We start from the raw sequence: 25,651 nt of genomic DNA, 5'->3' as shown, positions 1-25,651 counted from the left end.
CGATGCCTTGCCGCGCACAGGAGTGGCGCGCGATTGCGCTCGACTCAGGGGCGTGCGCCCAGCAATGGTGCGACGGGCCGTGCCGCCGGTGCTGGGATAATGCCGCCATGAAAACCACGATTTCGATGATCCGGTGCCTGGCAGGCATAGCCGCTTTCGCCCTGCCATGCGCCACGTTCGCCCAGGTTTGCACCGTCACGTCCATCCACGATGGCGACACGATGCGCCTGCAATGTCCCCCGCAAAAGAAAAGCACTCCGGTGCGCCTGGAGCGGATCGATGCGCCGGAGATTGGCCAGGCCGGCGGGATCGCCTCGCGCGATTTCCTGAGGGCACTCTGTCCGTTGGGCGCGCAGGCCAGGTTGTCGCGCCATGGCAAGGATCGCTATGGCCGCACGCTGGGCGATGTCGATTGCGGCCATGGCAGCGTGCAGGAAATGATGCTGCGCCATGGGTATGCCTGGGTCTATCCCAAGTTCACCGCGGAACGGGCGCTGGTTGACCTGCAGGGCGAGGCGAGGGCGGGGCGGCGTGGCCTGTGGGCCTTGCCGTCGCCTGTCGCGCCGTGGGAGTACCGTAAGCGGGGCCGCGATCTCTAGGCCGCTACCTCGAAGGCCTGGTGATACGCCACCGTTCCTCCACCCGCCCCGGGCGTGAGCCGGACCGCCTGGAAATATTCCGGCGGCACGCCCGGCAGCACGAAGTCCGGATCGGCCCGGAATCCGAACCGGCCGTAGTATTCCGGTTCGCCCAGCACCACGCATCCGGCCGCATGGCGCTGGCGCAACGCATCGAGCGCATGCGCGACCAGCTGCCCGCCCAGGCCCTTGCCCTGGTGTCCGGGCGCCACGGCGAGCGGACCGAGGCCGTACCAGCCGGGTGTGCCGTCGGAAAGCGCCACGGGAGAGAGGGCCACGTGGCCCACGACCTCGCCATGGGATTCCGCCACGAGCGAAAGGGTCAATGCGCCGGCCTCGCGCAGCGCGTCGACGATCCGTGCCTCGGTGCCGCTCGCATGCGGCGCGGTGGCGAAGGCGCGGGTGATCACGCGGTCGATGGCCGCGATGTCGTGCGGTTGTTCCGGGCGTATCAACATGGGCAGGGGGGGGCAGAGAGGTTGTCATCCGAGCTGGGGAATATAGGGCAATCAAGCAGCGGAGTGTTTGCGTACTTAGGTTGCATGCGAACTAATTTCCTGGGAAAATAGTTCGCATGCAACCTAATTCAAGGACCCCGCCGCAGCTCGACGAACACGTCCGGGCCCGCTTCGGACGGCTGGTCGGCGCGGTCTACCGCAAGTGGCGCAGGGCGGTCGATCAGCATTTCAAGGAAATGGGTCTCTCGGACGCCACGCGCGCGCCGCTGCTGGCCTTGTACGAATCCAGCGAGCCGGTGGTGCGCCAGAAGGACCTGGCGGAGACATTGTCGCTGGAGAAGTCCTCGCTGGTCCGCATCCTGTCGCAGTTGCGCGAGCTGGGCCTGATCGAGTGGGAAACGGCGGAAGAGGATCGCCGCGCGAAGTCCATCCGCCTGACGCGGCAGGGGCGCGCGCTGGCCGAGCGTATCGTGGCCAAGAGCCTGGAGATCGAGGCCAGCCTGCTGGACGACCTGACCGCGCAGGAACTGCGCATCACCCGCCAGGCCCTGGAAAAGATCGCGCGCCGGTTCGATACGCTTTAGACGAAAGACCTCCATGACCCGCGCGCATCCGTCCCCTGCCCCGTCCATCCGGGCGCCCTTGTGGCTCCTGGTGCTGGTGACGCTCAGCGGCACGATGGCCATGCACATCTTCATGCCGGCGCTGCCGCTGGCGGGCGCCGACCTGGGCGCGAGCCCGGCCGGCATGCAGCAGACCATCACGCTGTACGTGGTGGGGCTGGCGTTCGGACAACTGATCTACGGGCCGGTGTCGGACACCATCGGGCGCCGGCCCACGCTGCTGCTGGGCTTGGGCATCTATCTGGTGGCGAGCGTGTTCGCGCTGTTCGCGCCCACGCTCGAATGGCTGCTGGCCGCCCGCCTGGCGCAGGCGCTGGGCGGCGCGGCGGGCATCACGCTGGGGCGCTCCATCGTCCGCGACATCTCCACGCCCGAGCGGGTCACCAAGGACCTGGCGCTGCTTAACCTGTTGACGCTGGTGGGGCCGGGGCTGTCGCCCATCCTGGGCTCGTACCTGGCCGACGGCTTTGGCTGGCGGGCCATCTATGTGTTCCTGGTGTGCATGGCGACCGCGATGGTGCTGTGCGCGTGGCGGCTGCTGCCCGAGACCAACCTGGACCGCTCGCCGCTGGCCTTCGGCAAGATCGCGCGGGACTACGGCCAGTTGGTCGGCAACCGGCGATTCCTGGGGTTCATGGTGGGCGGGGCCTGTTCCAGCACGGCGCTCTATCCCTATCTGGCGACGGCACCCTACATCGTGCACGGGCAGTTGCAGTTGCCGATTTCCCAGATCGGCTGGTTCGCGGCGATCACCATCGTCGGGGCCAGCGTGGGGTCAGCCACGACCCGGCGGCTGGTGGGGCGCTTGAACACGGAGCTGTTTCTCTACATGGGGGCGGGGCTGAGCCTGGCCATGGCCTTGGTGTTCCTGGGCGTGCAGGCCATGGGCTGGCTGAATGTGCCCGTGCTGATCGCCATCACCTTCCTGCTGACGACGGGATGCGGCATGGCCAGTCCGGCAGGGCTGTCGCGCGCGCTGTCCTCGGCACCGGGGCTGACGGGGTCCGCGGCGGGCCTGTACGGGTTCGGGCAGATGGCGGCCGGCGCGCTGGGTACCAAGCTCGTGGGCTACGGCTCGGATCCGGCCATCTCCTGCGCGGTGGTGCAGATCTTCCTGACGGTGGTGGCCCTGGGGGCTTTCCGGATCGCGGTCGGCGCGCGGGGCGGGGACGGCGGCGAGCCTCAGGGGCGCGACGCGCCCTGAAGAAAGAAGTCGAAGGCGCGCGCGAAGGCCTTGCGCAGGGAAGCCTTCGGGTCGCCCAGCCAGCTCATCAGCGCCGACAGGTACAGGAAATGCAGGTAGTTGGCCAGGCGTTCAGGAGGTTCGTTGTCGCGGACTTCCCCGGCCTGCTGCGCCGCGTGGATCAGCGCGGTGTACGCGGTGACCATGTCGGACGACGCCTGCTCGCCCGATCCATCGCTTACCTGCTGGAAGCGGAAGCGGATGTAGGGCGCGGCGTACTGCCGATGTTCCTCCCACCATCGGGCCGAGGCGTCCAGGACCACCGGGATGCGGGAGGCGAAGGTCTTGCGCTTCATGACGGCCTGCATCAGCGGCGCCAAGTCGCGCGCCAGGCGCGCATGCATCCATTCGGCAAGCACCGCTTCCTTGACCGCGAAGTGGTTGTATAGCGTTCCCCGCACGACGCCCGCCTCGACGGCGATCTGTTCCATCGTCACGGCCTCGTAGCCGTGGCGTTCGAACAGGTCGCCCGCCACCGTCGCGATATGTTCGCGCGTGCGCTGGCGCTTGGAGGGAAGGGCGGCCGTGATCATGAAGGAATTATACAGTGTAGAATTTTGTACATTGTCTAATTTTTCCGGTCATGGAGGCTAGCTGTCATGGGAAGGTCGATACGGTCGGCGATGGTCGTCGGCGCGGGGCTGTCGGGCCTGGCGGCCAGCGTGGCGCTGGCCCGGCAAGGCGTCGACGTCGTCCTGGCCGAAGCCGGCGAGGAGGTCGGAGGCTGCTGCTCCACCGTCAGCGAACAAGGCTTCACCTTCAACAACGGCGCCGTGTACGTGGCGGTTCCATCATTGCTGAGATCGGGGTTCGCGCGGCTGGGCATGGACGTCGAGCGCGAGATCGAGCTGGCCGCCATCGCGCGGCCGCATGCGACCCACCTGGGCGACGGCACGGTGGTGCGGCTGGCGGGCGTGGAGGATTCCCTGGTCGAGGGAGACGCGGCACGGACCGCCATGTTGCGGGATGGACTGGACGCACTGCGGCGCCGCTGGGCGCCGATCTATCGCACGCTGGTCCAGGAAGTGCTGCCGTTCGAGCCGGCCCTGGCAAGGACGCTGGGGCGGCTGTGGCGCTACCTGCCTGCCCTGTCGGGGCGGGCCGATCGTCTCATCGCCGGGCATTTCCCGGATGCCGGGCTGCAGGCCGCCGTCGCATCCACCCTGCTGTACACCGGCATGGGGCCGGAACGGCTTCCCGCCACGCAGATCATCGGGCTGGTGGCCTTGCTGGAAGAGGGCTTCCACCTTCCCCGGGGCGGGATGGGAGCCATCAGCCAGGCGCTGTACCGCGCGGCGCAGCGCCACGGCGTGCGCATCCTGTGCGGCCGGCCGGTGGAACGCATAACGGTGGCCGGCGGCGTGGCGCGCGGTGTCGCGCTGGCGGGCGGGGAACGCATCCAGGCCGATTGCGTGATCGCGGCCTGTTCAGGCTTCGACGTGGTCCACCGCCTGCTGCCCGCCGACGCGGTGCCATGGACGCTGGCGCGGCGCGCGCGGCGTGCGCCGCTATCCCATCGCGCGATATCGATCCAGCTGGGCGGCGCGGTCGCCGAGGGGCCGGGCGCGTTCATCGTCAACCACGTGCCTCTCATGCGCGAGCAGGGCCGGCTGCATGTGATGCCGCCGGACGCGCCGCGCTGGCTGGCCTACACATGCCCCACGCAGGTCCTGCCGGATCTGGCGCCGCCGGGACGCTCCATCCTGGAGTTGTACGCGCCTGTCTCCGGCATCGCCTCGGCCGACGAGTGGACGCCCGACATGACGCGGTCCGCCGTGGACCGCTATCTGGCGGCCATGCGGCAGCGGGTTCCGGGGCTGGAGATCGATGCCGTCCGCGTGCTGGACCCGCGGGACTTCGTCCGCCAGCGGCATTTGTACGAGGGGGCGCTGTATGGCGTGGCGCCCGGCGCCTCGCCCGACCGCTTCTTCCCGCATCGCACGCCGCTGCGCGGCCTGTATCTGGCCGGACAGACCACGTTTCCAGGCTACGGCGTGCCGTCCGCCATCCTGTCGGGCATACAGGCGGCCGAGGCGGCCGAGGCGGCCACGGGCGGAGCCGGGCCGGCGCGGATCTGAAGAGGTGGCCGGGTGTCAGCAGCCGTCCAGCCAGTCGCCGAAGACCTGGCGGGCCACGCGTTCGAGCTCGGCGCCATGGCGCGCCGCGTCCCGCCTGACGGCGGCGACGTCGATCCGGTGCGCCGCCAGCTCGCAGGCGTGGCCGATCAGCCAGCGTTCGATGTGCGTGGCCTGCGCTTCCAGGTGGAACTGCAGGCCCAGCAGGCGAGGCCCCAGGGCAAAGGCCTGGTTGGGAAAGCCGGGCGTTTGCGCCAGCCTGGCGGCGCCGGGCGGGATGTCGAACTGGTCGCCGTGCCAGTGCAGCACGGGCACCGATCCGATGCCGCGTAGAACCGAGGCCTGCCCCTCGTCCGTAAGGGTAAGCGGCGCATAGCCGATTTCGGCGCGCCCGGTGGGCTTGACGTCCGCGCCCAGCGCCTTGGCCATCAGTTGCGCGCCCAGGCAGATACCCAGGGTGGGCCGGTCCTGCTTCAGCCGTTCGGCAATGGCCGCCAGTTCCGCTTCCAGGAAGGGATAGCGGTCCGTGTCGTAGACGCCGATCGGGCCGCCCAGGATCACGACCAGGTCGGCCGCGGCCAGCGGCCCGGGGGCGATCGCATCGACGCCGGCTTCCAGGTAGCGCACGCGGTAGCCGCGCCCGGCCAGCAGCGGGGCCAGCGTGCCCAGGTCTTCGAAGGCGACGTGGCGGACGATCAGGGCTTGGCGGTTCATTGTCGGGGTTCCGGTCCGGCGTTCAGGGGTGGGGCGGCAGCAGCAGTTCGGCGCAGCCGGCGCGTTGCGTTTCCCGCAGCGCGGCCAGGACGTCATCGGCGGCCTGCCGCGCCGCGGCTTCGATAGCCGCGCCTTCCAGCAGGTGCGCGGCCAGCGACGCGGTGAAGAGATCCCCGGTGCCCTTGGGGGTCAGGGCCAGCCGGGGATGGACGATGGTTGCCGTGTCGGTGCGCGTCACGACCAGGATCTTCATGTCGTCCGGCGTCCAGGTCGCGGGCGCCGCGCTGGTGACGACCACCCATTCGGTATCGCCCGCCAGAAGCCGGCGGGCGGCGCGGATGGCGTCGTCGATGCCGTCCACGGGCATGCCCGTCAGCTGCGCGAGTTCGAAGCCGTTGGGCGTCAAGCCGCGGGCCTGGCCGACGAGGTGGTCGCGGTAGGCATCCACCAGCGACGGGTCGACGTAGATGCCATGGTCGTGGTCGCCGATGACGGGATCGACGATCAACATGAGGTCCGGGTGGTCCGGCCGTATCCTTTCCAGCCAGCGGCCGAGCGCCTGGGCCTGCGCGGCGTTGCCCAGGAAACCCACCACCACGGCCCGCAACCGGCGCAGCGCGTCGCGGGCCGTCAGGTCGTCCAGGTAGCCCTGGAACCAGTCCAGCGGCAGGGCGCCGCCGTGCATCGTGGGGTAGTGGGGAGTATTGCTGAGCACGACGGTGGGCACGGCGGCGACGTGCAGGCCGGCGCGGCACAGCCTGGGCACCGCGATCGAGTTGCCGACGTGGCCGTAGACGACCTGGGACATGATGGAGACCACGTCCAGCGGGAGGGGGCCGGGATCGTTCATGATGCAGGCTGCGGGTCGGCGGTGGGCCAGTAGTAGGCGTCCGGCGTGCTACGGGCGCCGAAGATGGCCTGGCCCACGCGCACCACGGTTGCGCCTTCCTCGATGGCGATCTCGTAGTCGCCCGACATGCCCATGGACAGTTCGTCCAGGCCGATGCCGGCCGGCGCGTCCTGCCGCAGGCGGTCGCGCAGCGTGCGCAGCAGCACGAAGCACCGCCGGACCCGCTCGGCTTCGGCGGAGAACAGGGCGAGCGTCATCAGCCCGCGCACGCGCAGGGCGGAGTAGGCGCGCATCTGGCGCAGGAAGTCCTGGACGTCATCCGGATGCAGGCCGTACTTGCTGGCCTCGCCCGAGGTGTTGACCTGCACGAATACGTCCAGCGCGCGGCCCTCGGCTTGCAGCCGGCGGTCCAGTGCCTCGGCCACCCGCGGGCTGTCCAGCGCCTGGAACTCGGCGGCGAAGCGCGCCACCAGCTTGGCCTTGTTGGTCTGCAGGTGGCCGATGATGGACCACTTCAGGTCGGCCAGATCGGACATCGCTTCCCATTTGCGGGCCGCCTCCTGCAGCTTGTTCTCGCCCAGGAAGCGGCAGCCGGCCTGGTAGGCCAGGCGGATGCGCGCTTCGTCGACGGTCTTGCTGACCGGCAGCAGCCGCACGCCGGCCGGGTCGCGGCCGGCGCGCCGGCATGCCGCGGCGATGCGTTCGCGCACCGCCGCCAGGTTGCGGCGGAAATCCTCGACCGAGGCGGCCTGGGGCCAGCGGCCGTGCTGGTCGTGCTGGGTGGGGGTATCGGCCCGGGGGGCTTCGCTGTCCGCGTTCATGTCCGGCTCATCGGTTTGTCCTATGCCAAAAGAGTATCATGTTCAGGCACGACTACAGGAGTCCGACATGTCCCGACCCAAGCCCCATACCGTGGAAGCGCCGCCGTTGCAGGTGGACGAGTGGCTGAACGTCTCCGCGCCCATCGACCTGGCCGGCCTGCGTGGGAAGGTGGTGCTGCTGTACGCCTTCCAGATGTTGTGCCCGGCCTGCCTGGCGCATGGCCTGCCGCAGGCCGAGCGCGTGCATCGCATGTTCCGCGAGGACGACGTGGCAGTGATCGGACTGCATACGGTGTTCGAGCACCACGACGTGACGGGGCCGGCCGCGCTGCGGGCCTTCACGCAGGAATATCGCTGGAGCTTCCCCATCGGGATCGACCGTCCCGCGCCGGATGGGAACATTCCGATGACGATGCGGGACTACGCCCTGGGCGGCACGCCCAGCGTGGTGCTGCTGGACCGCCGCGGTCACATCCGCCTGCATCACCTGGGCAGCATCGACGACCTGGCCCTGGGCTCGGCCATCGGCCGTCTGCTGGAGGAAGGCGAGGAAGGCGGTGGCGCCGGCACGCCCGCAAGCGGACGGGCCGGCGCGGGATGCGGCCCGGATGCCTGCGTGGCGCCGGCGTCCTAGCCCAGGCAGTGCCGCAGGTCCGAGGCGATCCGCCGGCATTGCGCCGGCTCGATGCCCGACACGGTGATGCGCAGCCCGGGCACGGCTTCGTGCACGCCGAAGGGCTGCCCGTGGCGGACCAGCCAGCCCCGCCGCGCCAGGGCCTGGGCGACCGCCTGGTCGTCGGTGGCCAGCGGCACCCACAGATTGAGTCCGTCCCCGCCTTCCAGGCAGGCGATGCCCCGTTTCCCCAGGGCATCCTCCAGGCGCTTCCTGCGCACGGCATAGTCCTTGCGGGCGCGGGACATCAGCCGGATGGCGTCGGGGCTGCCCAGCGTGGTTTCCGCCATGTCCTGCAGCAGGTGGCTGACCCAGTTCGTGCCCGATGCCAGGCGCAGGCGCAATTGCCGGGAAGTCGCTTCATCGCTGGCCACCAGTGCCATCCGGATATCGGGCCCCAGTGCCTTGGTGAGCGAACGCACCAGGGCCCAGCGCCGCGTGCCCGCGGGCAGCGCGGAGTGATAGGCGGCGGTCGCCAGCAGGGCGAAGTGGTCGTCCAGGATCACGGCGACGTGCGGATGTTTCGCCAGGACGCGCGATAGCGCGCGCGCCCGCCTGGCGCTCAGGTTGCAGCCGGTGGGGTTGTGCGCACGGGGCGTCAGGATGACGGCCCGGACTCCCTTGGCCAGCGCGGCTTCCAGCGCCGGCGCCTGCATGCCCTCGGCGTCGACCGGTACGCCCACCGCCTGCAGGCCGGCCACGCGCAGCAGGTTGATGCTGCTCAGGAAGCAGGGGTTTTCCACCGCGACCTTGTCGCCCGGAACGAGCAGGGCGCCCAGCAGGCGTTCGATGGCGTCGACCGCGCCATGGGCCAGGTCGACCTCGAAGGGAGCCGGGCAGTCCTGGGCGAACCAGGCGCGGGCATGGGCCTCGAGTCCCGCGTTGATCAGCGGTTCGCCGTAGAGCCGGGGCCGGTAGGGCCTGGCGTGCAGCGCCGCGGCCAGGTCCGGCAGCCAGGCCGGGTCGGGGTTGCCGCTGGCCAGGTCCACCAGCGGCGAATCGGGCAGCGCGCCTTCCTGTTCTCCGGGCCCCTGGCCGCGTATGGTGGTGCCGCGCCGGCCCTGGGCGGTGGCGATGCCCGCCGCCACGAGGCGCTTGTACGCGGCGGCCACGGTATTGCGGTTGACGTCCAGCTGCGCCGCCAGCTCGCGCACGGGCGGCAGGCCCTGGCCGGGCAGGAGTTGCTGGGACTGGACTTGCGCGCGAACGCTGTCGAAGATCTCGGCCGCGCTCTTTCCTCGTATTCTCATGTCGTCCTAGGACAATGTCGGTGTGCTAGTTTGACACGTTGTTCCACGTAGAGAGCATTCCTCCATGACTCGCCCCCAAGCTTTCGACGCCTGGCTTGCCCGCTGGAGCCTGGAGCCCGACGGCGATCCGTGCACCACGCATTCGAGCCTCTTGCTGCCGGTGCGGCGCGACGGCAAGGCCGCCATGCTGAAGATTTCCACCGAATCCGAAGAGCGCTGGGGCGCGGGCCTGATGGTGTGGTGGGACGGCGTGGGCGCGGCGCGCGTGCTGGAGCACGAGGGCGACGCGATCCTGCTCGAGCGCGCCCTGGGGACGCGGTCGCTGGCCGGCATGGCGCGGGCGGGGCAGGACGACGAAGCCAGCCGCATCATCTGCCGGACCGTCGCCGCGCTGCATGCCCCGCGCGGCAAACCCGCGCCGGCACTGGTGCCGCTGGCCGAGCGGTTCCGGGCGCTCGAACCGGTGGCGGCCCGCCTGGGCGGCATCCTGACCAGGTCGGCCGGCGCGGCCCGGGCGCTGCTGGCCGAGCCTAGGGACGTCGTGCCGCTGCACGGGGACATCCACCACGGCAACGTCCTGGACTTCGGCGAGCGGGGCTGGCTGGCCATCGATCCGAAACGGCTGGAGGGCGAGCGTGGCTTCGACTATGCCAACCTGTTCTGCAATCCGGACCACGCGATCGCCCTGGCCCCGGGGCGCCTGGCGCGGCAGGCGGACATCGTCGCCCGGGCGGCGGGGCTGGAGCGCCAGCGCCTGCTGCAATGGATCCTGGCCTGGGCCGGCCTGTCCGCCACCTGGCTCATCGAGGACGGCGAGGACGAGCTCGTGGCGCCGACCTTGCGCATCGCGGAGCTGGCGGAGGCCGAGCTCGGTCCGGACCGGCGCTAGCCGGGGGCGGAACCGGCCGTCCGGGCGGTAGCCGCCGCCGGCGTGGCGCGCAGGGTGGCCGCCCAGAAGAGCAGGGCCGCAGCGCCGATGCCCGCGCCCATCAGGCACACGCCGTTCCAGCCCGCGTGGGCATAGACCATGGTCGAGATCGATGAGCCGGCCGCGCTGCCGATGGAGTAGAACACCATGTAGGCGGCGGTCAGGCGATTCTGCGCTTCGGGCCGCACGCGATAGATCATGCCCTGGTTGGTGACGTGCGCCGCCTGCAGCCCGAAGTCGATCACCAGGACGCCCAGGACCAGCCACAGGATGGAATGCGGCAGCATCGAGATCGGCAGCCAGGCGGCCAGCATCAGGGCGAGCGCGATGCCGGTCGTGCGCTGGCCGTGCCCGCGATCGGCCCAGCGGCCGGCGCGCGCGGCGCCCAGCGCGCCGGCGGCCCCGGCCAGTCCGAACAGGCCGACCTCGGTATGGGAGAGCGAGAAGGGTGGCGCGGCGAGCGGCAGCACCATGGGCGCGAGCAGCGTCGTGATGTCGGCGAAGATCAGCATCGCGATGATGGCGCGGATGCGCAAAACCGGTTCTTCCAGGAACAGCGTGAACACCGATGCGATCAGGCGCGGATAGGAAATCCGGGTCCCGGTGCGCCGCTGGCGGGGCAGGGCCTTGTAGAGCAGCCCGGCGATCGCCAGCGTCAGCGCCGCCGACACCAGGTACACCGTCCGCCATCCCGACAGGTCGGTCAGGAGGCCCGCGGCGGTGCGCGCCAACAGTATGCCGAGCACGATGCCGCTGGTGACCACGCCCACGACCTGGCCTCGCTCGGATGGCCGGGCGAGCGTGGCCGCGTAGGCGACCAGCGCCTGGGTGACGACCGCGAGCAGGCCCACGGCCGCCATGGAGGCGAGCAGCATGGCCGCCGTCGATGAGAGTCCTGCGCAGGCCAGGGCCAGCACGGAAAGCAGCGACTGCCCGATGATGAGCATGCGGCGATCGAGCAGGTCGCCCAGCGGCACCAGCAGGACCAGGCCCAGCCCGTACCCGAGCTGGGTCGCGCCCACGATGAGGCCGGCCACCGCGTGCGACAGGCCGAGGTCGTCCGCCATGACGTCCAGCAAGGGGTGGGCGAAATAGGCGTTGGCGACGGCCAGGCCGCTGGCGACCGCGAAAAGCAGCGTGACCGGACGCGTGAGCGGCGATGGCGCCGCGCTTGCTGTAGAACCCATGGTTGAAACTCCCGATAATTTGGTTTCATTACAAAACCGTTCGGGAGGATAAGGGTTTTAGTTTTATAATGCAACCTAATAATCGATGGAGCGCGGACCATGGTCGGACGAAAAAGCCTGAAGGGGGATTACTGCCCCAGCGCCCGGTCGCTGGACGTGATCGGCGACTGGTGGTCGCTGTTGATCGTGCGCGACGCGTTCGATGGCCTGACGCGTTTCAGCGAGTTCCAGAAAAGCCTGGGCATCGCGAAGAACATCCTGACCGAGCGCCTGCGCACCCTGGTGTCGCGCGGCATCCTGGAGGCCGTCCCGGTGGGGGACAGCGGCGCGCGGATGGAGTACCGCCTGACGGCCATGGGCCGGGACCTGTTCCCGGTGATGGTTGCCCTGCGCCAGTTCGGCGAGCGCCATCTGTTCAAGCCGGGCGAAGCGCATTCCGAACTGGTCGACCGCGAGACCGGCCTGCCGGTCCGGCTGGACATCCGTGCGCCGGACGGGCGGTCGGTGGGGCCGGACGACACGGTGCTGCTCAGGGTGCCCGAGGAATAGCGGGCAGGGGGGCGCCGTTCACCCGAACCGCCTGGCGCCCGGCACTAGCGGGAAGACTCGGTGGCCGGCGAGGCCCGCTCATGTGCCGCCCGAGGCGCGGTCTCCGGCATTTGCCGCAGGACGGGCAGCACCGCCAGCGCGACCACCGCGATCATCGCGCCCGGCGCGGCCGTCCAGCCCGTGGCCTGTACCAGCCATTCCGCCAGGAAGGGCGTCATTCCCCCGAACAGCGCGGTGGCCGCGGTCGCGCCCAGCGCGAGTCCGCTCAGCCGGCCTTCGCCCGGGAATTGCTCGGCCGTGGCGGGAGCGCCCACGGCGCTGACGCCGCCGGCGACCAGCGCCAGCGCGACGGCGCCCAGGGCGACCTGGACGGTGGTGCCGTGTGCCATGTAGGTAAACATGAACAGCGGCAGGGCCGCGCCCAGGACGGCGAGCCCGATCAGCATGGGCCGGCGTCCCAGGCGGTCCGACAGCGCGCCGGCCACGGGCGTGGCCGCGATGACCGCCACGGCGGCGACGGTCGACAGCCAGAGCGATTCGGCTTCCCCGCGGCCTCCGTTCGAGGACAGGAAGGCGGGCACGTAGGTGATGCCGACGTAATACGTGATGGAGCCCAGCGCCGAGATCGCGAAGGTCCTCAGCACGGCGGTGCGGTGATGCGTGAGCGTATGCAGGATGGGCGAGGCGGGTATGGTGCGCTGGCGCTGCTGCCTTTCGAAGTCCGGCGACTCCTGCATGGCCGAGCGGGCGATCCAGATGCTGCCCGCCAGGGCAGCGCCGACGAAGAAGGGAATGCGCCATCCCCAGGCGTCGAGCCGGGGGGTATCCAGCAGCGCCACGGTCGCGGCCGACACCGCCACCGCCAGCAGCGCGCCGACTTCGCTGGCGGCCGAGGCGAGCGACGTGACCAAGCCCCGGCGACCGGGAGGCGCGCCTTCCAGCAGGTAAGCCACCACGCTGGTATATTCGCCGCCCACCGAGAAGGCCATCAGGCAGCGCAGGACCAGCAGCAGCACGCCGGCCGTGGCGCCCAGGCTGCCGTAGGCGGGCAGCAGCGCGGTCGCCAGCATGGCGGCCGTCATCAGCGCCATGGACAGCAGCAGCGTCCGGCGGCGGCCGTGGCGATCGCCGATGTGGCCGAACACGAGGGCGCCCAGGGGACGCATGAAGTACGAGACGGCGAAGCCGGCCAGCGTGGCCAGCAGGGACAGCTCGCCGCCCCCGAAGAAGACGCGGGACAGGACCGTCGCGAAGTACAGGTACAGCGTGAAGTCGTACCATTCGACGATCGTCGACAGGGCGGCGATCGTCAGGGATCCGCGCGAGATGACGGGGGCCGGGGTGGGGCCGCTGGCCGCCGCCGGCATGTCAGGAAAGAGGAATCGTGGCCATGTTCCCGGGAATGATATAGGGATGGCCGGCTCCTGAAAACGCCGGACGGCCTTGCTTGAGCCTAGCGCGCCACCACCGCGAACGCCCCTTCCTTGTCGACCCGTGCCCAGTAGGCCGATTTCGTGGCGTCATAGCCCACGGCCACGGCGCACGAGGCATCGACGTCGGCGGGCAGGGCGGTCAAGAACGCGGCCTGGTAGGGCTGCTTGCTGATGCACGCGGCGGAGGCCAGCGCGACCCACTTGCCGTCCGCGTCGCGGCGCGCCAGCGTGGTGGCGGTGGCGTCGGCGCCCGAGGGCAGCGCGAACTCCAGCACATAGGTGTCGCCGCCCTGGTCGGCGCTGAGTTCCCACTGGCGCGTGGCATGCGCCGGCAACTGCACCGGCAGCTTGCCGCTTTCCGAACCGTCGCCGTAGCTGCCCGGCAGGCCGGTGGTGGCCGTGATGTCCTTGGCGCGTCCCCACGGATCGATGTAGGTGCCGGTCTGCCCCGCGATGCCGCTTATCCACAGCACGTCGGACACCGTGTCCTTGCCGCGCTCCTGCCAGTTCAGCGCGACCAGCTTCTTCAGGTCGATGGTGGTCGCGCGGACCTCGATCTCCTCGTCCCCGGTGCCCTCGTTCACCAGCCGCGCACGCTGGCTGTTGTTGAGGTTGCGGCTGAAGCTCTCGTCGCTGATGAACATGTAGCGGTACATCATGGACAGCATCTCCATGTTGCTGCCGGCGTAGGAGTAGCCGGGCGTGGCGCTCATGCCGCGGGTGCGGGTGTCGTAGCGGTTGAAGCTGCGGTTCGTACCGTCCAGCAGGCGCGCGCGATGGCCGCTGGCCGAGGCGCAATAGCTGGTGCGATAGGACGGATCGTAGGCGCTGTTGCGCTGGATGTCGGCGGGCACGCTGCCAGGGAACACCACCTTTTCACAGCGCTGCGTGGAGCGGACGAACCGGTCCAGCAGTTTCCACTGCGGCGTGGCGAGTTCCTTGGGGCCGTCCTCGTTGCGGGTGACGGAATGCGTGGCGAAGTACGAGCGGTAGTCCAGCATGCCGCCCTGGATGGTGAAGATCGAGGCGTTGGCATCGACAAAGCCCGTGTCCTCGTGCTGCACCTTGTGCATCAGCACGCTCTGGATGCGTTCGTGTTCGCCGAAGCGCGTCTCGTAGCCCTTGTAGGCGGCGTCGCCCGAGATGATCTGCTGGAAGCCAAGGTCGGAATCGTCGCGGATGAGGCTGCGGGCATAGTGGTGCTCGTGCCCCGAGACGTAGATCACGTCGTGTTCGGCGAACAGCTTGCGGTATTTGTCGTAGGCTTCGCGGAACTTGGTGTCGTTGACGATGGCCAGGCTGCCGTCGACGATGTTCTCCCGTACCAGGCCGTAGCGGTTGCCGGCGAAGGAGTTGTGGGTCTGGAGGATGATGTGGTCGACCTTGCCTCCGTGTTCCTTGACCATGCCTTCCACGAAGTCGTAGGCCCGTTCCAGCCAGCCGTACGAGATGTTGATGAACAGCACGTTGTCGCGCACCAGCGCGTAGTTCTTGTAGGCCGAGCCGGGCATGTGCCATGCGTCGGTGGGGATGAAGCCTTCCACCGTGTCGTACCAGTCCTGGTCTATGCCCTTGGGGTCGTGGTTGCCCATGATGGGCAGGATGGTCATCCTGCCCTTGTACTGCTCCGCCAGGCCGCGCCACAGCACGTATTCGGCCGGGGTGCCGTTTTCCACGAGATCGCCCACCGCCAGGACCACGTTGACCCCCGACTTCGCGTACAGGTCCAGGATGGCCTTCATGGGATGCAGGGCGACGCCGGAGTCGCCGCCCTGGGTGTCGGGCAGGATGCCGACGCGCAGCGTGGGCGTGACCGGATCCGTCGGTGTGCTGGGGCCGGTCGGCGTGCCGGGGCCGGTCGAAGCGGAGCCGTCTCCACCGCCGCAGGCGGCCAGCGTGGACAGCACGGCGAGCGCCAGGGCGGCGGCCGCCCCGCGCCCGGTCTTGGCGATACGTATGGACATCGTTTGTTCCCCCGAAAGCGGCGCAGATTAGGGGGTCGATATGACCGCGTCATTGCTGCGGATGCGGGACTCCGCCGGACAGGGTAAAAACACACTGGCGCCGAACCGGTGCCCGGCCCGGCGTTCCGGAAGAGGCCGGATTCCATACAGAGGGGATGTCAGTGAAGCTGAAAGACCGAGTAGCCATCATCACGGGAGCCGCCGCCGGCATCGGGCGGGCCACCGCATGGAAATTCGCCGGCGAGGGCGCCACGGTGATCCTGTGCGACCGGGCGGCCGACGCCGCGCGCGAGCAGGCCCGGGCCCTGCGGGAAGCCGGCCACCAGGCCGAGGCCCATGCGCTGGACGTGACCGACCGCGAAGGGATAGACGCGGTGGTCGCCGCCATCAAGGCCAGGTTCCACCGCATAGACATCCTGGTCAATAATGCGGGCATCACGCAGGATGCCCGGCTGGCGCGCATGACCGAACAGCAGTTCGACCAGGTCATCGACGTGAACCTGAAGGGCGTGTTCAATTGCACCCAGGCGGTCGTCGACACCATGCTGGCGCAGCAGCGCGGCGTCATCCTGAATGCGTCGAGCGTGGTCGGCCTGTACGGGAATTTCGGGCAGACCAACTACGCGGCCAGCAAGTTCGGCGTGATCGGCTTCACCAAGACCTGGGCCCGCGAACTGGGTCCCAAGGGGATACGGGTGAACGCGGTCTGTCCGGGCTTCGTCGAGACCGACATCCTCAAGAGCATGCCGGAGAAGGTGCTGGACGGTTTCCGGACCGCCTGCTGGATGAGGCGGCTGGGGGCGCCGGAGGAAATCGCCAGCGTATACGCCTTTCTGGCTTCCGATGACGCGAGCTACGTCAATGGCGTGGCGTTGGAGGTGTCGGGAGGCATGTCCGTCTAGCTTGTGGCCGGCGGTCTATATCACACCTACGTCGTTCGCATAATTGCGAATAAAGGGAGGATGCTGTAACGTGTTTAGCAATTAGAATCAATTGCCAAGCGCTTGTATGAGCTATTACAGCGAGACAGAAAGGCCAGGACTCAAGCGATTCCTGCGTGTCCTCGTCGCTTTCCTGGCCGTGTGTTTCCTGAACGCCGCGATCCTGCGCCTAGCCTGCCATGCCGGCGGTGTGCCGGAGTCCCGGCTGCTGTCCAGCTTTGCCGTGGGGTGCCTGTAAGGGCAACGGGCTGTCGTGGCCGTGCTAGCGCACGGCGTGGTCATTCCTGGCCGAATCTCGTCTTCTTCTCTTGCGCTCGACGCTATATACCACCAGCAGCGCACAGGCCAGCCAGACCAGCAGAACTTCCAGAAGCATGGGTTTCATCCAACATCGAAGTTAGGGCGAATGCCCTGCGATGATAGTGGGTGCTTCCACATCCTGCCAATTGATTAAACCAAATGCAGCAATAGGGTTTGCCTTGATTGCCTGCGCCCGTTCCAGGGGTTGCCCCTCATTTGAGTGATGTGACGGTTCTGCCGTAACGATATTCTGGGACCTGGGCGGTTTCCGCCCAGGTTTCCCGGTTTGTTCGCCTGGCCGATTCGACATCATGGATATCCCGTCTTTCCCCCGTTTTCGCGTATTGCGCGGCGTGGCCGTGCTGGCTGCCGCGGGTTGTTGCTGGCCGGCATCGGCCGCCGATTCCGGCGCACTGTTCCGCCAGCTCGGCCAGATGATCGAACAGACCGGCCGGGTCATTGCCGAGGACCAGCGCCGCCAGGAAGAGCAGGAGCAGCGCGCCGCCGAGAATGCCCGCCGCGAGCGGGAGCAGCAGGCGCAGCGGGAGCGCGAGGCCGCGGCGCGGCAGCGGCAGCAGCAGGAGGCGGTCCGGCAGGAACAGGAGCAGGCCTTGCAGGCGCTGGCGCCTCCGCCCGAATACCAGGGCCGCATCGTGATCCACAAGCGCCTGCTCGGCATGCAGGAAACGGGCAATGCCCGGCCCGATTTCGACATCACGGCGCGCAGCACCACCAGCATCTCTCCCGATGGCGCTTGGCTGGCCTTCGAGGCGACGGACGGGCGGATCATGCTGCGCGATACGGCCACGGGCAAGGACCGGGCGGTGCCGACGCGCGTGCCGTCAGGCCAGTCTTCCCGCACGCTGAGCTTCGTCGGCAACGAGGCGCTGCTGGTCAGCGAGCTGAAGAACGGTTCCGAACTGGTCGACCTGCAAGGCAATTCGCTGCGCACGCTGCCGCCTGGCGGGTATTTCCCGTGGCCGAAGGAGGTGGGCGGACGCCACGTCGTCGAGCACTTGCGGATGACCGATTTCGACAAGGGGCGGCGCTGCCTGGGGGTGAGCTACTACGACGCCAGGGGAGCCGAGTTGGGAGGCGTGTCGGTGGACGATGCCGACGCCTGCGCCGCCCGCATCGACGACCAGGGCCGGCAGGAGTTCTTCGCGCAGAAGGACGGCGTGGTCAGCTATTACGTCAATGGCGCCAAGGCCGGCGAGTTCCGTGGGGACGACCGGCGGCCGGCGGACCAGTACAAGCGCCTGGACTACCGCTGGATAGGCAACACGCCCTATGCCTATTCCGAGATGGGCGACTGGAGCAGCCCGTCGCATCGGTTGCGGATCTGGGACGTGGCCCACGGCAGGATGCTGTGCGAGCTGCCCGGCCATGTCGCCGGGATACCGTATGCCGACAAGCGGGGCAATGTCCTGACGGCACAGCCGCCCGTCAGGGTGAGCCTGCCCGATTGTTCGATGGTGCGCGTCAGCAACGGCAACGAGCGGCTGCTGGGCTGGGGAGAAAACGCCTACCTGCACGATGAGCAGACCGGCAAGGTCGATGTCGTGGATCCGTCGACATGGCAGCGCCGCATCACGTTGCAGACGCTGCATCGCCAGTCTCCGCAGGACCGGTCGTTCTCCGGCGTGTTCCAGGAGCTGCCGGGCCACCCGAACCAGGTGCTGGTGACGTCGTATGCGACCGAGTCCCGGATACCCGCGCAGTTGTTCGACACGAAGACGGGCCAGTTGCTGCGCACCTTGCCGGCGGGCCGGTTCCAGTCGGGCTTCATCATCCAGCAGGACCTGCTGACCGGCCAGTCGTACAACTGGCGCACCCGTCTCTGGCGGTTCGCCCACGACGACTCGGGCAAGCCGGCCGCGGCGTTCCTGGCCGCGTTGAAGAAGGACAGGTTCGAGACCTCGGCCGAGTACCAGAAGCGGCTGGCCACGCTCACGCTGCCGCATGCGATGAAGGTCGCGCTGCGGGACTACGACGCCGACCGGGGCATGTTCATCGGCTCCTGGCGCAACGTGCCGGTCATGGTGCCGCTGCCGCCGGCGCAGGCCCGGCAATTCGCCGACGCGAAGGAAATGAGCGTGACGGGCGAGCTGCGCGCGATCGACGAGGATTACCTGGAACTGCGCAATGCCAGCGTGACCACGCCGGCCGGGCAGACGGTGAAGCTGGTGCTGCCCGACGGCCCCGCGCCCAAGGCGCAGCCCAGGCCGCAGGCGGCGGGCGCGCGCGATGGCGGCGCGGCGCAGGCAGGTTCCGGGGCCGCGGCGGCACGGGCTTCCAGCGGCCAGGGCGGTGGTGGGCGCTGCACGGGGACGATGGCGCACCTCGCCCCGCAGCTGCGGCCCTATACCAACCCCCTCCTGGCCGAGGTCCGCAAGGAAGCCTTGCAGATGGATGTCGCCTCGACCCTGGCCAAGGTGAAGGCCGGCGGCGGCAATGCCGAGGTGCTGCGCCAGCAGGCCGAACAGTCCGACCAGGCGGCGCGCGATTCGGCCACCACCGCCAACCAGAGCGACGGCGGCGGCAACAGCATCGCCAGGGCCGACAACGGCACCTTGCCGTTGAACTGGCCGTGCGAGGGCATTCATTCGTCGGCCGTCTGCAACTACGTCATGATGCGCTGGCAGGCCCTGCTGACGCGCGAGATCGCCAGCCTGTACGCCACCTGCCAGGGGGGCTGAGGCCGGCCACGGGCCGTGGTCAGGCTTCCCCGTAGCCGCCGCCGCCCGGCGTCTCGATCTCGACCCGGTCGCCCGCCTGCAACTCCGCGCGATCCGCGTGGTCCAGCGGTTCGACCCGTCCGTCGGCGCGCAGCACGCGGGCCAGGCCCGGCGCGCCGGGTTGTCCGCCGCGCAGCCCGAAGGCGGGATGGTGCCAGCCGTTGGCCAGCAGCGAAACCGTCATGGGTTCCAGGAACCGCAGCGTGCGCACGCCGCCGTCGCCGCCGCGCCAGCGTCCGTCGCCGCCCGAACCGTGTCGGATCTCGTAGCGTTCCAGCCGCACCGGGAAACGCAGTTCCAGTACCTCCGGATCGGTCAGGCGCGAATTGGTCATGTGAGTCTGCACGACCGACGTGCCATCGAAGCCGCCGGCCAGGCTGCCGTTTTCATCGAAGCGGCCGCCCGCGCCCGAGCCGCCGGAGATGGTTTCGTAGTACTGGTGGCGGGCGTTGCCGAAGGTCAGGTTGTTCATGGTCGGCTGGCTGCTGGCCATGATGCCCAGCGCGCCGTACAGCGCATTGGTCACGCAGGTGGAGGTTTCGACGTTGCCGGCCACCACGGCGGCCGGATAGCGCGGGTTCAGCATCGAACCTTCGGGGACCACGATGGTGAGCGGCTTCAGGCCGCCCGCGTTCATGGGGATGTCCTCGTCCAGCAGCGTGCGGAACACGTACAGCACGGCGGCCGAGGTAACGGCGCGCGGCGCGTTGAAATTGTTGGGCAACTGCCTGGACGTGCCGGTGAAATCCAGCGTGGCACTGCGGGTGGCGTGGTCCACGGTGACCGCCACGCGCACCTGCGCGCCGTTGTCCAGCGATACCGCGAAACTCCCGTCGCGCAGGCGGCTGATGGCCCGGCGCACGGATTCCTCGGCGTTGTCCTGCACGTGGCCCATGTATGCCTGCACGACGTCCAGGCCGAAGTAGCGCACCATGGCCATGAGTTCCTCGCGGCCTTTCTCGTTGGCGGCCACCTGGGCGCGCAAGTCGGCGATGTTCTGGTCGATGTTGCGCGCGGGATGCCGCGCGCCGGCCAGCAACTGCCGCATCTCGGCCTCGCGCAAATGTCCGTCGCGCACCAGCAGGAAGCTGGTGATGAGCACGCCCTCGTCGTCGATGGTGCGCGAGTCGGGCGGCATGGAGCCGGGCGTCAGGCCGCCGATGTCGGCGTGATGGCCGCGCGAGCCCACGTAGAACAGCACGCGGGTGCCGGCCTCGTCGAAGATGGGGGTGATGACCGTGACGTCGGGCAGATGGGTGCCGCCGGCGTAGGGGTCGTTGAGCACGTAGGCGTCGCCGGGCCGCAGCGTGCCCTGGGTACTGTCGATGACGGCCCGGACGCTGGCGCCCATGGACCCCAGGTGCACCGGGATGTGGGGGGCGTTGGCGACGAGGTCGCCCTGTGCGTCGAAGATCGCGCACGAGAAATCCAGGCGTTCCTTGATGTTGACCGAGTGCGCGGTGTTCTGCAGGCGCCAGCCCATCTGCTCGGCGATGGACATGAACAGGTTGTTGAAGATCTCCAGCATCACCGGATCCGCCTCGGTGCCGACGGCGCGGCGCTGGGGCCGGGGCTGGGCGCGTTCGAGCACGATGTCGCCGTTCGCGGTCGCGGTGGCCCGCCAGCCGGGATCGACCACGGTGGTGGCGTTGGCATCGGTGATGATGGCGGGGCCGGCGATGACGTCGCCGGCCCGCAGGTCGGCGGCGGCGTAAAGGGGGCTGTCCTGCCATGCGCCGGCATGGATGGCGACGCTGTCGCGGGCCTGCAGTTGCGTGCCGGCCTCGCGCGCGGGGCGGCCGAACCAGGCGGCGCGCGCGCTCTGGGGGCCTTGCCCGGCGGTGGCCTCGGCCATCACGGAATCGATCACCAGCGCGCGGCCGGGCATCAGGAAGGCGAAGCGCTGGCGATAGGCGCGCTCGAATTCGGCCAGCATGTCCGAGGTCTCGCCCAGCGGCACCGGCAGCGCGGTGTCGGTACCCTCGTAGCGCAGATAGGCTCGCTCGGCGATCCGGATGTCGGCCGCCTCGCAGCCCTGGGCCTGGAGTTCGCCCTTGGCCGCGGCGCCCAGTTCGTCCAGCACCCGGCGCGCCTCGGCGCGGCCGTCGTCGTCGAAGCGGCGCTCCACCGAGCGTTCCCGCACGGCGGTGGCGACGGCCAGGCCCATGCCGTAGGCGGACAGCACGCCGGCCAGCGGATGGATCAGCACGCGCGGCATGGCCAGCGCGTCCGCGACGGCGCAGGCATGCTGGCCGCCCGCGCCGCCGAAGGTGGTCAGGGTGTAGCGGGTGATGTCGTAGCCGCGCTGCACGGAAATCAGCTTGATCGCGTTGGCCATGTTGGTGATCGCGATCTCCAGGAAGCCGTGCGCCAGCGCCTCGGGCGTGGTGGCGCGGCCGGTGCCGCGCTCGACTTCGCCGGCCAGTTCGGCGAAGCGCGCGCGGACCACGTCGGCATCCAGCGGCTGGTCGCCACCGGGACCGAACACGGCGGGAAAGTGCGCAGGCTGGATGCGGCCCAGCATGACGTTGGCGTCGGTGATGGTCAGTGGTCCGCCGCGCCGGTAGCAGGCGGGCCCGGGATCGGCGCCGGCCGATTCGGGGCCCACGCGCAGCCGCGTGCCGTCAAAGCGCAGGATGGATCCGCCGCCGGCGGCCACCGTGTGGATGCTCATCATGGGCGCGCGCAGCCGCACGCCCGCCACCAGCGTGTCGAAGGTACGTTCGTATTCGCCGGCATAGTGGGATACGTCGGTCGAGGTGCCGCCCATGTCGAAGCCGATGATGCGGTCGAAGCCGGCGGCGGCCGACACGCCGGCCATGCCGACGATGCCGCCGGCGGGGCCGGACAGCACGGAGTCCTTGCCCTGGAAGGCGCGGGCGTCGGTCAGGCCGCCGCTCGATTGCATGAACTGCAGGCGCACGCCGGGCAGGGCGGACGATACACGGTCCACGTAGCGGCGCAGCACGGGCGACAGATAGGCGTCGACCACGGTGGTATCGCCGCGCGCGACGAAGCGGATCAGCGGCGAGACGGCGTGCGAGGCGGAGACCTGCGCATAGCCGAGTTCACGCGCGATCGCCGCCAGCCGCAGTTCGTGCGCCGGGTTGCGGTAACCGTGCATGAGCGCGATGGCGATGGACTGGTAGCCCTGCGCCCGGCCTTCGGCCAGGGCCGACCGGGCCTGCGCCTCGTCCAGTTCGGCGACGATGGCGCCGTCGGCGGCCAGGCGCTCATCGATCTCGACCACGAGGCTGGCGAGCTGTTCGGGCAGGACGATCTCGCGGTCGAACAGGCGCGGCCGGTTCTGGTAGGCGATGCGCAAGGCGTCGCGAAAGCCCCGGGTGACGGCCAGCAACACGCGTTCGCCCTTGCGTTCCAGCAGCGCGTTGGTGGCGACCGTGGTGCCCATGCGTACGACCTCGATGCGATCGGCGGGTACCGGTTCGCCGGGAGCCAGCCCCAGCAGGCGTCGTATGCCTTCGACGGCGGCATCGTCGTAGCGTCCGGGGTTCTCGGAAAGCAGCTTGGCCGTCGCCAGCGAGCCGTCGGGGCGGCGTCCGATCACGTCGGTGAAGGTGCCGCCGCGGTCTATCCAGAATTCCCAACGGGCATCGTCGGCGGGGGAAGAGGAGGTTGTATTCATAGCGATGAGGCCGCGCGGGCGGCCTGGTCATAAAGGCCCGACAGCATGCGCAGGCGCCGGGCCACGTCGGACAGGGAGGCGCCGTCGGCCAGTTCGCCTTCGACGCTGGCAAGCAGGCAGCGGCCCCGGACGGCGCGGAAGCGATCGATCAGCGCCGCGCCTTCCCCGGTGGTGGCGTAGAGCACTTCCTTGCCGCTTTTTTCGCCGCGCACCAGGCCCATGCCAGCCAGTTTCTTCAGCGAGTAGTTGATGACGTGCGTGTCTTCGTAGTTCAGGGTGAAGCAGATGTCGGCCAGTTTCTTGCCCCGCTTCCGATGGTGGACGTGGTGCAGCACCAGCACGTCCGTGACCGCGAGGTCGGCCGCGCCGGCCGCCGCCATGCAGCGCACGATCCAGCGGCTGAACGCATTGTGGGCGATGATCAACCCGAACTCGAGCTCGGACAGCTCGGCATGCGGACCCGTGGCCAGGTGCGCCGAGGACAGGATGCGCAGACGTTCGCCGGCCTCGTCCGACGCGTCCGGGCGCCGGCCGTCATTCGTCATCGTCGTCGCCCTCGCCGGCGAACAGGCGTTCCTTGGGCGGCGCGATCTCGGTCACGAGATCGCGTACCAGCGGCTTGTTCGGCAGGGGTTCGACCGTGTGCGAGGTGCCCGGCTCGAGCTTGGCCAGACAGGCGTACACGACCTTGCCGTCCAGGCGCATCATGCATTCCTTGCAGGCATTGGCGTTGATGCAGGCATAGCGGAAAGCCAGCGTATCGTCCTGGTGCGCGCGCACCCAGCGCAGCGCGTCCAGCAGCGACGCGGCAGCCTGGGGAGGTACGTCGTATTCGACGACGCGGGCCTCGGTGCCGGCGCCGGCGCGCTGGATCTTCAGGCGGATGGAGTCGTTGGTCGATGTCATGCGATGTCCTCCTGCGTGGCCTCGAGGCGCTGGACGGGCTGGGTGGCCAGCGTCCATTGGCCGTCGCGCCAGGCGATGGTCTGGTTCAGCGTCCAGGCGTCTTCCTGCCCGGGATGGTCTTCGCGCTGGTGCGCGCCGCGGCTCTCGCGCCGCGCCAGCGCGCAGCGGGTCACGGCCTCGGCCACCAGCAGCATGTTGCGCAGGTCCAGCGTGTCCAGCCGCACCGGGTCCTGCGGCCCGCCGCCCGGCAGGTCGCTGCCGGCCCGTGTCCGCAATGCGTCCAGCCCGTCCAGAGCCTGCCGCAGGCCCGCCTCGGTGCGGAAGGGGCCGACGTGCGCCTGCATGAGCGCCTGCAATTCCTCGATCAGGGACGCGGCATTGAGCGCGTCCGGCTCGCCGTGGCGCGGCGCGAGCCGTTGCAGCCAGGGGCGGGCCAGGGCCTCGAGTGCTTCCACCGAGGGCGGCTCCGGGCAGTCGGCGGCCGCGGCGCGGCCGGCCCGCAGTCCGAAGGCGATCGCCTCGGTGATGGCGTTGCCCGACAGCCGGTTCGCGCCGTTGGCGCCGCCCACGGCCTCGCCCGCGGCATACAGGCCGGGCACGTCGGTGGCGAGGTCGGTGTCCACCCGGATGCCGCCCATGTGATAGTGGGCGATGGGCGCCACTTCTATCATCTGCTTCGTCAGATCGATGCCGGCCTTGGCCAGCTTGTTGATGATGGGGCCGAACGCCGCGCGCAGCGTGTCTTCCGGCACGTGGCGGAAGCTCAGCCACGCGCCGCCGGCCGGCGTGCCGCGGCCGGCCTCGACCTCCTTCAGGATGGCGTAGGTCGCGGCGTCGCGGGTGGTGGTGTAGCCCTGGCCTTCGGCGGCGTTGCCGTAGCGTTCGACGAATTCCTCTCCCTGGTTGTTCAGCAGCTTGCCGCCCAGCTTGTAGCGGAAGGGATCCCACATGATGGGGTCGAAGCCGACCAGGCGCGGCGCCAGGTGGCCGATGGGGAAGAACTGCACGAACTCCATGTCGATCAGCCGGGCGCCCGCGCGCAGGGCCAGCGCGAAACCGTCGCCGCCCATGTTGAGCGAGGCGCTGTTGCGGCGGTACAGGCGCGTCAGGCCGCCGGTGGCGATGATGGTGGCGCCGGCCCGTATCAGGACCGGGTCGCCGGAGCCCAGGTGCAGCGCCACGGCGCCGGTGACGCGGCCGTCCTTGCGCAGCAGTTCCACCACCAGCAGGTCGCCCACGCGCCGCACGCCGGGCTCGCGCGCGGCCTGCGCGCGCAGGGTCTTGGCCACCGCGGGGCCGGTGTTCAGGTAGTCGACGTAGACGCAGCGGGGGCGGTCGTGGCCGGGGGCCCGGGTCTGTGCCATCCGCTCGCCGTCGCGGGCCCAGCCCACGCCCCAGCGGTCCAGCAGGCGGATCGCGTCCACGCCTTCCTCGCACAGCAGCCGGGCCAGGGGTTCGCTGCACAGGCCGCGGCCCGCCGTCAGCGTGTCGCGCAGGTGATGCTGCCAGTGGTCCGGCCCTTGTTCGCCCAGGGCGGCGGCCACGGTCATCTGGGCCATGATGGTGGCGCCGCCGCGCCCGATCAGGCTGCGGTCGGCCAGCAGGGCCCGCTTGCCGGCCTGCGAGGCGGCGATGGCCGCGCTCATGCCGGCACCGCCGGCGCCTATCACCAGCACGTCGGTTTCCAGCGTGTGCAGGGTGGGATGGGACATGT

22 protein-coding genes are annotated in these 25,651 nt (G+C 69.6%); 9 read left to right on the top strand and 13 right to left on the bottom strand.

The features are described from left to right. The first annotated feature begins 107 nt into the window (after window positions 1-107). Window positions 108-599, top strand: a complete 492-nt coding sequence (locus tag ABD104_RS17230) for a thermonuclease family protein (RefSeq protein WP_165963052.1) — start codon at window positions 108-110, stop codon at window positions 597-599. Here the strand turns inward: ABD104_RS17230 and ABD104_RS17225 are convergent. Next, entirely contained in the window at window positions 596-1,096 is a 501-nt protein-coding gene (locus tag ABD104_RS17225) for a GNAT family N-acetyltransferase (protein WP_087837481.1), read from the bottom strand. The two genes, ABD104_RS17230 and ABD104_RS17225, sit on opposite strands and share 4 nt — an antisense overlap. 116 nt (window positions 1,097-1,212) lie before the next feature. Here ABD104_RS17225 and ABD104_RS17220 point away from each other — a divergent pair, with 116 nt between their 5' ends. Together ABD104_RS17220 and ABD104_RS17215 are read left to right on the top strand one after the other, a co-directional pair. Next, the gene (locus ABD104_RS17220; RefSeq protein ID WP_279816249.1) at window positions 1,213-1,680 is read left to right on the top strand and encodes a MarR family winged helix-turn-helix transcriptional regulator; all 468 of its coding nucleotides are present in this window, start codon (window positions 1,213-1,215) and stop codon (window positions 1,678-1,680) included. A gap of 13 nt (window positions 1,681-1,693) precedes the next feature. Further along, the gene (locus ABD104_RS17215; protein ID WP_343927920.1) at window positions 1,694-2,923 is read left to right on the top strand and encodes a multidrug effflux MFS transporter; all 1,230 of its coding nucleotides are present in this window, start codon (window positions 1,694-1,696) and stop codon (window positions 2,921-2,923) included. Here ABD104_RS17215 and ABD104_RS17210 read toward each other — a convergent pair. Then, on the bottom strand, window positions 2,902-3,495 hold the full coding sequence (locus tag ABD104_RS17210; protein ID WP_343927919.1) for a TetR/AcrR family transcriptional regulator: 594 nt from the start codon (window positions 3,493-3,495) through the stop codon (window positions 2,902-2,904). The genes ABD104_RS17215 and ABD104_RS17210 overlap by 22 nt on opposite strands. A 66-nt stretch (window positions 3,496-3,561) precedes the next feature. On the opposite strand from ABD104_RS17210, the gene ABD104_RS17205 reads away from it, so the two are divergent. Then, window positions 3,562-5,040 (top strand): phytoene desaturase family protein, encoded by a 1,479-nt coding sequence (locus ABD104_RS17205; RefSeq protein WP_343927918.1) that lies wholly within the window; start codon window positions 3,562-3,564, stop codon window positions 5,038-5,040. A 15-nt stretch (window positions 5,041-5,055) separates the two neighbouring features. Here the strand turns inward: ABD104_RS17205 and ABD104_RS17200 are convergent, their stop codons facing one another. The 3 genes from ABD104_RS17200 to ABD104_RS17190 are packed head-to-tail and all read right to left on the bottom strand — an operon-like array spanning window position 5,056 to window position 7,422. Continuing rightward, complete coding sequence (locus ABD104_RS17200) at window positions 5,056-5,751, bottom strand: glutamine amidotransferase (protein ID WP_087837477.1); 696 nt, start codon at window positions 5,749-5,751, stop codon at window positions 5,056-5,058. Window positions 5,752-5,773: 22 nt separating this feature from the next. Next, on the bottom strand, window positions 5,774-6,601 hold the full coding sequence (gene pdxK, locus ABD104_RS17195) for a pyridoxine/pyridoxal/pyridoxamine kinase (protein ID WP_087837476.1): 828 nt from the start codon (window positions 6,599-6,601) through the stop codon (window positions 5,774-5,776). Beyond that, window positions 6,598-7,422: a YggS family pyridoxal phosphate-dependent enzyme gene (locus ABD104_RS17190; protein ID WP_279816236.1), complete on the bottom strand. Its 825-nt coding sequence runs from the start codon at window positions 7,420-7,422 to the stop codon at window positions 6,598-6,600. Before ABD104_RS17190 ends, pdxK begins: the two co-directional genes overlap by 4 nt. A gap of 67 nt (window positions 7,423-7,489) precedes the next feature. On the opposite strand from ABD104_RS17190, the gene ABD104_RS17185 reads away from it, so the two are divergent. After that, complete coding sequence (locus tag ABD104_RS17185) at window positions 7,490-8,056, top strand: TlpA disulfide reductase family protein (RefSeq protein WP_087837474.1); 567 nt, start codon at window positions 7,490-7,492, stop codon at window positions 8,054-8,056. On the opposite strand, the gene ptsJ is transcribed toward ABD104_RS17185, so the two are convergent. Next, the gene (gene ptsJ, locus ABD104_RS17180; protein ID WP_087837473.1) at window positions 8,053-9,345 is read right to left on the bottom strand and encodes a MocR-like B6 salvage transcription factor PtsJ; all 1,293 of its coding nucleotides are present in this window, start codon (window positions 9,343-9,345) and stop codon (window positions 8,053-8,055) included. The two genes, ABD104_RS17185 and ptsJ, sit on opposite strands and share 4 nt — an antisense overlap. A 64-nt stretch (window positions 9,346-9,409) precedes the next feature. Between ptsJ and ABD104_RS17175 the strand changes: the two genes are divergently transcribed. Next, window positions 9,410-10,234 carry an aminoglycoside phosphotransferase family protein gene (locus ABD104_RS17175; RefSeq protein WP_279816229.1) on the top strand — a complete coding sequence of 275 codons (825 nt, stop codon included), beginning with the start codon at window positions 9,410-9,412 and terminating at the stop codon, window positions 10,232-10,234. On the opposite strand, the gene ABD104_RS17170 is transcribed toward ABD104_RS17175, so the two are convergent. Continuing rightward, complete coding sequence (locus ABD104_RS17170; protein ID WP_087837471.1) at window positions 10,231-11,460, bottom strand: MFS transporter; 1,230 nt, start codon at window positions 11,458-11,460, stop codon at window positions 10,231-10,233. The genes ABD104_RS17175 and ABD104_RS17170 overlap by 4 nt on opposite strands. Before the next feature lie 99 nt (window positions 11,461-11,559). On the opposite strand from ABD104_RS17170, the gene ABD104_RS17165 reads away from it, so the two are divergent. Next, window positions 11,560-12,009, top strand: a complete 450-nt coding sequence (locus ABD104_RS17165) for a winged helix-turn-helix transcriptional regulator (RefSeq protein WP_087837470.1) — start codon at window positions 11,560-11,562, stop codon at window positions 12,007-12,009. Window positions 12,010-12,053: 44 nt separating this feature from the next. On the opposite strand, the gene ABD104_RS17160 is transcribed toward ABD104_RS17165, so the two are convergent. Further along, complete coding sequence (locus ABD104_RS17160; protein WP_087837469.1) at window positions 12,054-13,376, bottom strand: MFS transporter; 1,323 nt, start codon at window positions 13,374-13,376, stop codon at window positions 12,054-12,056. 86 nt (window positions 13,377-13,462) lie between these two features. After that, a complete protein-coding gene (locus ABD104_RS17155) occupies window positions 13,463-15,406 on the bottom strand; it encodes a metallophosphoesterase family protein (protein ID WP_343927917.1) in 1,944 nt (647 codons plus the stop codon). 161 nt (window positions 15,407-15,567) lie between these two features. On the opposite strand from ABD104_RS17155, the gene fabG reads away from it, so the two are divergent. Next, entirely contained in the window at window positions 15,568-16,308 is a 741-nt protein-coding gene (gene fabG / locus ABD104_RS17150) for a 3-oxoacyl-[acyl-carrier-protein] reductase (RefSeq protein WP_130357523.1), read from the top strand. Between the two features lie 650 nt (window positions 16,309-16,958). After that, window positions 16,959-19,346, top strand: a complete 2,388-nt coding sequence (locus ABD104_RS17145; protein ID WP_343927916.1) for a hypothetical protein — start codon at window positions 16,959-16,961, stop codon at window positions 19,344-19,346. Window positions 19,347-19,365: 19 nt separating this feature from the next. Here ABD104_RS17145 and ABD104_RS17140 read toward each other — a convergent pair whose 3' ends face one another. From ABD104_RS17140 to ABD104_RS17125, 4 genes are read right to left on the bottom strand one after another with little or no spacing between them, the layout of a single operon-like run. Next, window positions 19,366-23,031 (bottom strand): hydantoinase B/oxoprolinase family protein, encoded by a 3,666-nt coding sequence (locus ABD104_RS17140; protein ID WP_343927915.1) that lies wholly within the window; start codon window positions 23,029-23,031, stop codon window positions 19,366-19,368. Next, a complete protein-coding gene (locus ABD104_RS17135; RefSeq protein ID WP_087837464.1) occupies window positions 23,028-23,576 on the bottom strand; it encodes a winged helix DNA-binding protein in 549 nt (182 codons plus the stop codon). Before ABD104_RS17135 ends, ABD104_RS17140 begins: the two co-directional genes overlap by 4 nt. Then, on the bottom strand, window positions 23,566-23,937 hold the full coding sequence (locus ABD104_RS17130; RefSeq protein ID WP_087837463.1) for a 2Fe-2S iron-sulfur cluster-binding protein: 372 nt from the start codon (window positions 23,935-23,937) through the stop codon (window positions 23,566-23,568). Before ABD104_RS17130 ends, ABD104_RS17135 begins: the two co-directional genes overlap by 11 nt. Further along, window positions 23,934-25,649 carry an FAD-binding protein gene (locus tag ABD104_RS17125; protein WP_343927914.1) on the bottom strand — a complete coding sequence of 572 codons (1,716 nt, stop codon included), beginning with the start codon at window positions 25,647-25,649 and terminating at the stop codon, window positions 23,934-23,936. Before ABD104_RS17125 ends, ABD104_RS17130 begins: the two co-directional genes overlap by 4 nt. Between the last annotated feature and the right edge of the window lie 2 nt (window positions 25,650-25,651).

Source organism: Pigmentiphaga daeguensis (assembly GCF_039523035.1).
GTDB classification, from domain to species: Bacteria; Pseudomonadota; Gammaproteobacteria; order Burkholderiales; family Burkholderiaceae_B; genus Pigmentiphaga; species Pigmentiphaga daeguensis.
This window is presented reverse-complemented; position numbering and strand designations above follow the sequence as displayed.